This window comes from Halobacillus sp. BBL2006 (assembly GCF_000786645.1).
Lineage (GTDB): Bacteria > Bacillota > Bacilli > Bacillales > Halobacillaceae > Halobacillus.
In genome coordinates this window covers 1-10,384 of record NZ_JRNX01000224.1, presented here as the reverse complement: position 1 = coordinate 10,384, position 10,384 = coordinate 1, and the positions used below count along the sequence as shown (strand labels likewise).

Here is a 10,384-nt window from a genome sequence, read left to right as displayed (position 1 = left end):
AAGATTTAATAAGAAAAATTAAAAAACAGATAAAACAGAGACAAACAATTTTTCGGGCTTGAAGGACATAAAAAATGAACTAAACCAATTAAAATATTTCAAAAAGTAATTGAGGAATATGTTGCGTTGTTGTACACTAGATATGAAATATATTATATATATTATTTCAAAACTTTCAATGGAGATGATCGATAATGACTATCATCGTTAATAATGTAAACAAAACATATGAAAGTGGAGAGGTAACTATTCATGCTCTTAGAAATGCATCATTAGAGATTCCTGATCACAAAATTGTTACCATTCTCGGACCATCCGGTTCAGGTAAATCGACTTTACTTAACTTTATCGGTGGCATTGACCGCTTTGACTCAGGGGCCATTCATGTTGAGAATCAAGCGTTGGCAACGTTAAAAGATCATTCATTGACAGAATTTAGACGGAAATACGCTGGCTTTATTTTTCAACAATATAATCTTATTCCGACTTTGACCGTAGAAGAAAATGTAGAGGTAGGACAAGTGTTGAGCGACAATCCACTAGAAATGAAAGATATCCTGGAGAAGGTAGGGATGTATGAAAAAAAAGATAAGTTTCCCTATCAGCTCAGTGGAGGAGAGCAGCAGAGAGTAGCCATTGCACGTGCACTCATAAAGAATCCTCAATTTCTTTTATGTGACGAGCCTACGGGAGCTCTCGATGAGGATACAGGAAAGAAAATTTTGCAGCTGTTAAAATTCGTCAATGAGACGTACGGAACAACTGTGTTAATCATTACTCATAACCAAGGTATCGGTGAGATGGCTCATACAGTCATTAAAATGAGCAGCGGGGAGATTGTGGAAAGTTATGACAATGAATTCCCAGTCGATCCTGAAAGGGTGACTTGGGCATGATTCTAAGAAAATCAATTACAAGAACAGTGAAAGAAAAGAAATTCCAATACTCAGGAGTCATCGTTCTTCTAATGTTAGCTGTCATGTTGTATATTTCTTTATCTATGGCAATTAGTACATTAGAAGGTCGAAATGATCAATTTACAGAGGAGTACAACCAGGAATCGTTTCACTTCGTAACAGGAGAACCACTGTCTAGGGAACAATTAAATGCGTGGGAAATAAAGTATTCAACGACACTTGAAGAGCGTAGACATCAGGATATTGATATTGATCAAGATACAACACTTCGATTATTCGAGCCTACTGAGAAAGTGAATCTTGCTTATATATCTACAGGTACTATGCCTGAGAAAAGAGGCGAAGTCGTTTTAACAAAGGTTTTTGCTGAGGAAAATGGTTATGAGGTAGGGGATGAAATCAAGCTTAATGGAGTAGCGATCAAGATTACAGGGTTTGTATATCTCCCCGATTATATTTACATGGTTGAACGTCAAACGGACATTCTGAGTAATGCCGAGCAATTTGGTGTGGGTATGACGACTAAAGAAACCCTTGATGAAATAGAAGGTTCAGAACAATTTGAGGTGCTTGGTTTAAATGAAGCAGGAGATGTACCCGATGGATTTAGAGCTGAAATAAGCGAAGAGGCATCACTACTTCAATTTGTAAGTCGACAAGACAATGCTCGAATACAATTCGTGGAAAGCGAAATAGAAGGTGCAAAAACAATGATTACAACGCTTCCTCTATTTATTCTTGTCTTGTCTGTCGCAATGGTCCTCATGCTCATGAAACGAAGGCTGGATATGCAAAGAAAAGAAATCGGTACTTTGATGGCACTTGGATATCGTAAAAGAGAGCTTATTCGCCATTATTTAGGGTATGCGTGGTTTGTTGGTTTGACAGGAACCATACTCGGTCTTGCAGCTGGAGGAGCATTATCGATCCCTCTTTCCAACATCTATGCCAATTACTTCAATTTGCCTCAAATTTCGTTTTTTGATTTCAATCCCTGGGTGTTAGTGATCGGGTTTGTTATACCATTATTACTTACAATCATTTTAACTGTCTTTGTTATCTCACGGACTTTGAACACAGATCCTTTAACGTTATTGCGTCCAAAAGAAATGTCAAGCGGAAAGAAATCTTTGATGGAAAAACTTCAGATCATAAATAAAGGAGGATTCATTCAAAGGTTCCGACTTCGTTTGATGGTCCGTAGCAAAGTGAGGAGCCTCTATATTTTCCTTGGTGTCATGTTTTCGACTGTCCTTTTAATGTTTGGGTTAATTACATTCAATTCCATGGATCGTTTGGTAGAATCGACTTATCAAGATATCCAAACTTACGATTATGCTGTTTACTTTAATACACTGCAAACAGATCGCTCTAAGCAAGGAGTAAGCCCGTTTACGATGAGCGAAGTGATGGTTTCATTAGATCAAGAAGAAGCGAAGGTGAATATGTTTGGCATAAAACCTCAAACGAATCATCTTCAACTTCTGAATGACGGAGAACGTTTGAATCGTAATTTAACAGAAGGGGCGGTAATTTCTCAACCTTTAGCAGCTGTTTTAAACGTTGAGACAGGAGACCGTTTAGTTGTGGGCAATTCACTGAATGATAGTGAATTGGAAGTTAAGGTCAAAGGCATTGCCGATATCTTCATAGGGAATAGCTTATATCTTCCACTTGAGAAAGTAAACGAATTTCTAGGTTTTCCAAAAGGGTCTTATACAGCAGTCTGGCAAGATGATAAACCTGCGTCAAATGATAATGTATTTATGGTAGAAGATAAACAAAAAGTGATAGATAGTTTTGAGTCGACTTCAGGCGCTACTCGTTATTCAGTCATCGGTATGTCAGTGTTTGCTGTGATTATCGGGGTAATCGTACTGACATTACTGACGAATCTGATTGTAGAAGAAAATTCCCCATCTATTTCATTGTTCAAAGTGATGGGGTATCATGACAAAGAAGTATCTAAGTTGGTATTAAGTGTCTATACGCCAATTGTATTGATTTCCTATTTTCTATCCATCCCGCTTAGTGTTCAGGCTCTTCAACAGACTATGAACAGCCTGGTAGAACAGACAGGCTTTTTATTACCTGCAGAGATCACATGGTGGATGGTGATTACAGGATTTGGGGTAATTGTACTGACCTATTGGATTTCTCTTCATTTATCAAAACGTAAATTAAAGCAAGTATCGTTGCAAGAAGCTCTAAAAAAACAACAGGATTAAAAAAATCCCTGCCACGGAAAATTCTTCGTGACAGGGATTTTCTTATCCAATGATTTTCTTTATAATTGCTAAACCCAACGCAGAACCCGGGTAACGAAAGTTCTGATCAAATCTGGTTGTTTGCTTTGTGATGCCTTTTTCATGAGTGAACGTATAAAAACTCGACTCTCCGTGGTAGCTTCCTATTCCGCTTTCCCCTACGCCGCCAAAAGGTAAATGAGGGTTGATGATATGGTAGAGGGTATCATTGATACAACCTCCTCCATAGGAAATGGATTCCGTAATAAGCTTTTGATCTTCTCCATTGTCTCCGAAGTAGTATAGAGCAAGAGGTTTAGGTCGTTGGTTGACTTGATCTATGACTTCATATAAGTTCTCATACGTTAAGACAGGAAGAATAGGACCGAAAATTTCATCTTTCATCACAGGGTCTTCCCACGTAACTTGATCAAGGATGGTCGGTTCGATTCTTTGTTTTTTCTCATCCAACCCTCCTCCTGCGACTACGGTTCCGGAATCAAGGTAAGAAGAAACCCGATCAAAATGCTGTTGGTTTACAATCTTTACGTATTCCTCATTCTCCAGGGGTTTCTCACCATAAAATTGATGAATGTATTTTTTCATTTCCTTAATTAACGATGCTTTTACTTCATGGTGTACGAACATATAATCAGGAGCAATGCATGTCTGGCCTGCGTTTGTAAATTTACCCCAAACAATCCGCTTGGCTGCTAAATCGATGTTCGCATCTTTATGAACGATCACTGGACTCTTGCCACCTAATTCCAGTGTAACAGGTATAAGCTGTTTGCTTGCTTTTTCCATGATAATTTTGCCAACAGGTACACTTCCTGTGAAGAATATATAATCAAGCGGCTGGTCCAATAACTCTTGAGTAACTTCTTTATCCCCTTCAACAACTGTAATGAATTGAGGAGAAAAATACTGGTCAATCATTTTCTTCAGGACCCAGGAAACCGTTGGTGTGAGTTCAGATGGTTTGATAATCACCGTATTGCCTGCAGCAATGGCACCGATCACAGGGGCAAGAGCTAGCTGAACCGGATAGTTCCAAGGGGCGATAATTAAAACAGTACCATAAGGTTCTTTATAAACGTAGTTCTTAGAGCCGGTGTGAGTAAGGGGAGTCTTTACCTTTTTGGGAGCCATCCATTGTTTCAAATGCTTCAGATGATGGTCAATTTCTGTTTTGAGAAAGGCGATTTCAGCTGCGTAAGACTCGAATTCAGATTTATTAAGATCGAATTTTAGTGCATTAATAATAGGCTTTTCAAACGTATTGAGCATTTTCTTCATTCGCTGTAGCTGTTCTTTCCTGAAAGCATAGCTTTTTGTATGACCTTCGTTAAACCATTCTTTTTGCTGTTGAACAATGGAATGCACTGATATTACCTCCTCAGCTGTTACGCTGTATTTGATATTGGAAAAAATCATAGGCAATCGTCGTGTTTTTAAATACTTCCTGTGCTTCTGCTTCTAATTGCTTTATAGCTTCACCTTGATACCTGGAAGAGATGTGAGTAAGTAGCAGTTCTTTCACACCTGCGTCTTTTGCCAGTGTAGCTGCTTGTTTAATAGTAGAGTGATAATAGTCATGAGCCATTTGTGTTTCATTGCCTCCAAATGTAGCTTCATGCACGAGAATATCAGCTCCTTGCAGAGGCTTCTTCAACTCAGGTATGTAACGCGTATCTCCTAGAATTGCGATTTTACGTCCTTTTTTAGGTGGGCCAATGACTTCATCACGATGGATGACTCGTCCATCAGAAAGCTGAGTTTGAGGTTGACTTTTGATTTTTTGATAAACGGGACCTGGATTTATTCCAAGCGCTTTCAATTTTTCGGGTTGCAGCTCACCGATTTTATCTTTTTCCTTCAGGATATATCCATAGCTCTCTAGACCGTGTCTTAATGCAATAGCTTCAACAATGAACTGATCATCTTCAAAAAGTAGTCCTTCTTCCACTTCTTCTACATAGAGAGGGTAGCGTAAGTGAGTGCCGCTTAATCGTAAGCTTATGTCTATATATTCTTTTAACCCCCGTGGACCATAAACTGTCACTGGCGTCTCTCCCCCTTGGAAGGAGCGACTGCTCAATAATCCGGGAAGACCATAAATATGATCCCCATGTAAGTGGGTGATAAAAATCACTTCAATTCTTCTTGGTCTGATTGATGTTTTTAATATTTGATGTTGTGTCCCTTCACCACAATCGAACACCCATGTAGTTCCCCGTTCTTCCAACATGCGAAGAACGAGAGAGGAAACATTTCGCTCTTTGGAAGGGACACCAGATCCTGTGCCTAAAAAAAATAGTTCCATAAGAACACCCTCCTAATATTCCCATCATACCATCAGATTGTTTCTGAGGCACTTGATAATAAAAAAAACTGCCGACAAAGCGGCAGTTTCAATCCTTCATATTGAAATGTGATTTACGATTACCAGGCTCTTGTGTACTGGCGAGGTCCTTCTAGTTCATAACCTAGTTCATCGGCTGCTTGTTTAGGCCAGTAAGGGTTTTTCAGTAGAGCACGAGCAAGAAAGATTAAATCCGCCCGGTCATTTTGAAGAATTTCTTCAGCCTGGTTTCCGCTCGTAATGAGTCCTACAGCTCCAGTGTGTATGTTCGCTTTCTCTTTTATCTTCTCGGCATATTTGACTTGATACCCTGGGTAAGGCTCAATCGGGGCCGGGACAATCCCACCTGAGCTGACATCAATCAAATCTACTCCCTGAGCTTTCATTTCCTCTGCAAAGAAGACGAAATCGTCCATCGAGTTCCCTGAATCGTCGTACTCGGCTCCGGAAATACGTACAAGCAAAGGACCGTCCCATTCGGTTTTTACAGCTTCGATTGTTTCTCTCAAGAAACGATAGCGATTTTCTCGAGTGCCTCCATATTCATCCTTTCGTTTGTTGGTTAACGGGGAAAGAAACTGGTTGATTAAGTATCCGTGTGCCGCATGAAGTTCAATAATATCAAAACCAGCTTGTTTGCTTCTTACAGCGGCATCTCTAAAGGCCACTACCGTTCGGTCAATATCTTCTTTCAACATTTCTGTCGGAACCTTTAATGAGTCATTAAAAGGAAGTGGACTAGGAGCGAAAATCTCATCACGTAAGTTAGCTTTACGACCCGCATGAGCAAGCTGAATAGCAGTTTTTGCATCATGACGATGAACAGCCTCTGTAATTTTAGCAAGTCCCTCCACTTGTGCATCATCCCAAATTCCAAGATCTTCGTGAGATATTCGGCCTTCAGGAAGTACCGAAGTGGCTTCTGTCATCACGAGCCCGACTTGTCCAGCTGCCCGACTTTCATAATGAGTAATATGGAAGGGTTGTATATGTCCGTCTTGCTTGTAAGAAGAGTACATGCACATTGGTGACATGACAATTCGGTTTTTCAATGTAATATTTTTAATCGTATAGGGTGAGAACAGTTTATGTTTCAATGGTTATCCTCCTCAGAATCTTTGAAGTTCTGCTTTAGCTCTTTCAGTGAGTATCGGCTGCCTCGCCAAACAATCCCACCACGAATCCAAGTGAGGATCAACGCTCTTCCTAGCATATATACAAATAATAAAGCGAAAATGGGTAAGCCAAAAATGATCCATCTTGAGTAAGTGGTCAGGTGTTTCGTGGTTAAGGCATATAAATAAAATAACAGAACGATATTCACTGCGCTAATAATTTGAACTCCAGCATCTGAACTGAACAGAAATATAAAAGGGAGGATTTGGGAAACAATAACTCCAATTATGGCAGTAAAGCCCAATAAAACTGAGTAGTTCAATCCAGCAAATGCATTTTTTTCAAAGCCTTTAAGAGCCGAATGGAAACTAGGATACCATTCTACAGATAGGCTATGCAGTGCAGTGGCAAGTCGCTGTTTATATCCTTTTTTCTTGATTTTCATACCTAGGGCAAGATCATCATCAGGTCGAAAGCGTATACTTTCATGTCCGCCTATACCTTCATAACACTTCCTGGTCACCAATTGAAAGGCTCCAATGCCCATACCACCTCTTGGTTGAATTTGATTTGCTGTCCATGGCCTTTTAAGATACCCGAATCCAAAAAGAAAAAAGGAGATCAGCCCTTTTAAGGGAACCGAACGAGCTATTAGGTTCGGAGCAGCCGTTAGGTGATCTGCTTCTTCTAATTCGAGATAGTGGATGGCTTTAGAGAGGGAGGTGTTGGAAAAGTGGATATCTGCATCGGTAAATAAAAGGTAGTGGCCTGAAGAAATCCTTACACCTTGTTCAAGGGCATGATTTTTCCCAAGCCATCCTTCAGGTAACCTTTCTATCGTAATCGTTCTAACTTGTGAATGTTTTTCTGCCAATTGATTAAGAATCAAACCAGTCCTGTCTTGAGACCGATCATTAACGGCGATGATTTCCAGTCGCACGTCTTGTTGTGCAATCAAAGACTCGATCGTCTGCTGAATAGAAATTTCCTCATCTTTTGCGGCTATAATAATCGATACAAGTTCGTGTGAAGGTTTTGGAGCATAATCTTCTATAGAAACAATTTGACGGAAACCTATTATAAAATCAATTAAAACAACGATCCAGAATATAGTTAAAAAAAGAAACAACCAAAACATGAACAATTATCCTTTGCTTCGTTATTGTGATAAGGCTCTATATTCTAAAGCTTGATGAGGGACATCTGTGATTAAGCCTTCTATACCAAGCTTAAAGCATTTTTTCATCATGGATGGACGGTTGACCGTATAAATACGTAAGTCTAATTTGTTTTTGGAGCACTTTTTAGCCAGTCTTTTATCAAGTAGACGATGTTTAACATGGAGCGCATCTGCTTCAAGCGACTTTGCATATCCAGCGAGGTTTCTCATTTTCGTAGAAGTAAGGAAAGCCGTTTGAATGGAAGGATTGATGTTTTTCATACGGGTGATGCTATCGGCATTAAAACTTGAAATTACTGTGCGGTCAATCACTCCTGCTCGTTTCAAAGAATTGTACACGATCGATTCTATGTTTTTGTACTCAATGACGTTTGTTTTAAGTTCTGCATTGAGAAACATTGGCTGATCTTTAAACCAGTCAAGAAACTCGTCCAGTGATACAATAGATGAATCAGAAAATTTGGGATTGAACCAACTGCCGGCATCTAGAAGACGGAGTTCGGCATATGTATTGTCTTGTACAAATCCTGTACCATTCGTAGTTCGTCTTAAGTTTTCATCATGAATGAGGACTGGGATGTGGTCTTTAGTTAGTTGAACATCAGTTTCGATACCATCTGCGCCAGCCGCCGCTGCTAGTTCGAAAGCGGTCATTGTATTTTCAGGTGCAAGTTTACTTGCGCCTCTGTGGGCATAAATTAATGTTTTTGCCAATGAAAATCACCTCTTAATCCGGTTGGACTTGAATTTGATTGTGTTAGATAATACAGAAAAAGTCAATAAGGAGTGTGAAACATGGGTCAATGGCAAACAAAGGAGCAGTTAACAGATCTGCTATGTTCTCTCGTTGAATATCCAAGCATCACCGGCAGTAATGCGGAAATCGCAATCATGGAATACTTATATTATATTTTAGAAGATTGCAATTATTATCAAAAACTACCTGAACACCTGAATCTTTATCCCCTTGACGATGGGCGCCAGCTGTTAACTGCTTTAGTGAAAAATGATCCGAATAAGGATACAATCGTGCTGATTGCTCACGCTGATGTCGTTGGTGTTGAAGATTACGGGTCGTATGAAAATTTAGCTTTCTACCCAAGAGAATTGACTCAGGAGTTACACAAAAATATTGATGATCTGCCAAGAGGAGCAGCTAAGGATCTTTTAACAGGGAATTGGCTTTTCGGTAGAGGGACCATGGATATGAAAGCAGGTCTTACTGTTCACCTTTCTCTATTAGAAAAAGCGATGGAAGGAGAGTTTGAGGGTAACTTGCTTCTTGTGGCTGTACCAGATGAAGAGGTGAACTCTGAAGGCATGCTTGCAGCTCTTCCAGCTATTGCTGAAATAAAGGAAAAGCATGATCTTACGTACAAAGCGGCTTTCAACGCTGAACCAATGTTCAGTAAATATCCAGGCGACCCTGATTATTATCTATATACGGGTTCCATCGGAAAGACACTTCCTGGATTCTTATGTTATGGGAAAGAAACGCATGCAGGAGAGCCTTTCTCTGGTTTAAATGCGAATTTAATGGTCAGTTACCTTGCTCAAGAGATGGAACTGAATGAAGCCTTTATCGAACAGGTGAACGATGAGCGAACACCGCCGCCAAGCAGCCTAATGCAGCGTGATTTGAAATTTGAGTATTCCGTACAGACTCCTCAAGCAGCTGTAGCTATGTATAACGTATTGTATATGAAGCAGACGATTGAAGAATTAAATGAAAAACTATTGAACGCTGCACAGCGAGCACGAGCGAAAATCATTAACCATTATCACCACCAGGCATCGTTTTATCTCAAAGGGACTCAAACATCGACTTATTCACCTGATATAAGGATTTTTACGTACGAACAATTATATAAAGAAGCAGTAAAACGCTACGGAGAGCAGGAAGTGGCAAGACGCCAGAATCGTTTGATCAATCAGCGTGACCAAGGGGACCGGGACTTCTCTACGACACTCGTACAAAGTTTAGCTAGTCTATGTAAAGATATCAGTCCGATGATCGTTTTGTTTTACAGTCCGCCATTTTATCCAGCGGTCTCCTCCCACCATGATCCGATGATCCAAGAAGTTGCCAAAGTTGCAATGGAATTCGCGAAGGAAAATTATAAGGTGGACTTGGAAGAAGTGGAGTATTTCCCAGGGTTATCAGATCTTAGTTTTATAGGTCCTGTCTCAGCAAAATCTCCAATCGATGACTTACTGAAGCAGATGCCTTTGCAGGGGAATGGATTCGAACTGCCGACGAAAGTGATGGAGACTCTGGCTATGCCAATTATTAACATCGGGCCAGTAGGACGAGATCCTCATCAATGGACGGAGAGATTGGAATTGAATTATTCATTCGATCAGCTTCCGAAGATCCTAACTAAAACGATTCATCATTTCTTTAAAATGTAGGGGTAAATACTAAAAGTTTTTCAACAATCGTGCAGGATTGTTTAAGACTTGATTTCGAGAGAACTTGGGTCCGTTGCCGAAAAGGAATGAGGGGTGACTGGTAAACAACTCGCTTTCCTGCGGGGGAACTGGCAAGCCTCCTCGGTCG

At 40.1% G+C, this 10,384-nt stretch carries 8 protein-coding genes; 3 read left to right on the top strand and 5 right to left on the bottom strand.

What is annotated here, in order from left to right; all coding sequences use genetic code 11:
- The first annotated feature begins 194 nt into the window (after window positions 1–194).
- Both LD39_RS07660 and LD39_RS07655 read left to right on the top strand, forming a co-directional pair.
- Complete coding sequence (locus LD39_RS07660) at window positions 195–896, top strand: ABC transporter ATP-binding protein (RefSeq protein WP_035544784.1); 702 nt, start codon at window positions 195–197, stop codon at window positions 894–896.
- Window positions 893–3,145, top strand: a complete 2,253-nt coding sequence (locus LD39_RS07655) for an ABC transporter permease (RefSeq protein ID WP_035544782.1) — start codon at window positions 893–895, stop codon at window positions 3,143–3,145. Before LD39_RS07660 ends, LD39_RS07655 begins: the two co-directional genes overlap by 4 nt.
- A 42-nt stretch (window positions 3,146–3,187) precedes the next feature.
- On the opposite strand, the gene LD39_RS07650 is transcribed toward LD39_RS07655, so the two are convergent.
- The 5 genes from LD39_RS07650 to LD39_RS07630 form a co-directional block, all read right to left on the bottom strand.
- The gene (locus tag LD39_RS07650) at window positions 3,188–4,549 is read right to left on the bottom strand and encodes an aldehyde dehydrogenase (RefSeq protein WP_231572531.1); all 1,362 of its coding nucleotides are present in this window, start codon (window positions 4,547–4,549) and stop codon (window positions 3,188–3,190) included.
- Window positions 4,550–4,562: 13 nt separating this feature from the next.
- Entirely contained in the window at window positions 4,563–5,489 is a 927-nt protein-coding gene (rnz, locus tag LD39_RS07645) for a ribonuclease Z (RefSeq protein ID WP_035544780.1), read from the bottom strand.
- A gap of 119 nt (window positions 5,490–5,608) precedes the next feature.
- Window positions 5,609–6,625: an NADPH dehydrogenase NamA gene (namA, locus tag LD39_RS07640; protein WP_035544778.1), complete on the bottom strand. Its 1,017-nt coding sequence runs from the start codon at window positions 6,623–6,625 to the stop codon at window positions 5,609–5,611.
- The gene (locus tag LD39_RS07635; RefSeq protein ID WP_035544775.1) at window positions 6,622–7,782 is read right to left on the bottom strand and encodes a glycosyltransferase family 2 protein; all 1,161 of its coding nucleotides are present in this window, start codon (window positions 7,780–7,782) and stop codon (window positions 6,622–6,624) included. The genes namA and LD39_RS07635 overlap by 4 nt, the downstream gene beginning before the upstream one ends.
- Before the next feature lie 21 nt (window positions 7,783–7,803).
- Window positions 7,804–8,538 (bottom strand): glycerophosphodiester phosphodiesterase, encoded by a 735-nt coding sequence (locus LD39_RS07630; RefSeq protein WP_035544773.1) that lies wholly within the window; start codon window positions 8,536–8,538, stop codon window positions 7,804–7,806.
- Between the two features lie 81 nt (window positions 8,539–8,619).
- Here LD39_RS07630 and LD39_RS07625 point away from each other — a divergent pair, with 81 nt between their 5' ends.
- Entirely contained in the window at window positions 8,620–10,236 is a 1,617-nt protein-coding gene (locus LD39_RS07625) for a M20/M25/M40 family metallo-hydrolase (protein WP_035544770.1), read from the top strand.
- The last annotated feature ends 148 nt before the right edge of the window (window positions 10,237–10,384 follow it).

What these genes read in the sequence shown, in the direction of transcription:
- LD39_RS07660 (WP_035544784.1), top strand. Translation starts at nt 195, where the DNA reads ATGACTATCATCGTTAATAATGTAAACAAAACATATGAAAGTGGAGAG.
- LD39_RS07655 (WP_035544782.1), top strand. Translation starts at nt 893, where the DNA reads ATGATTCTAAGAAAATCAATTACAAGAACAGTGAAAGAAAAGAAATTC.
- rnz (WP_035544780.1), bottom strand. Translation starts at nt 5,489, where the DNA reads ATGGAACTATTTTTTTTAGGCACAGGATCTGGTGTCCCTTCCAAAGAG.
- LD39_RS07635 (WP_035544775.1), bottom strand. Translation starts at nt 7,782, where the DNA reads ATGTTTTGGTTGTTTCTTTTTTTAACTATATTCTGGATCGTTGTTTTA.
- LD39_RS07625 (WP_035544770.1), top strand. Translation starts at nt 8,620, where the DNA reads ATGGGTCAATGGCAAACAAAGGAGCAGTTAACAGATCTGCTATGTTCT.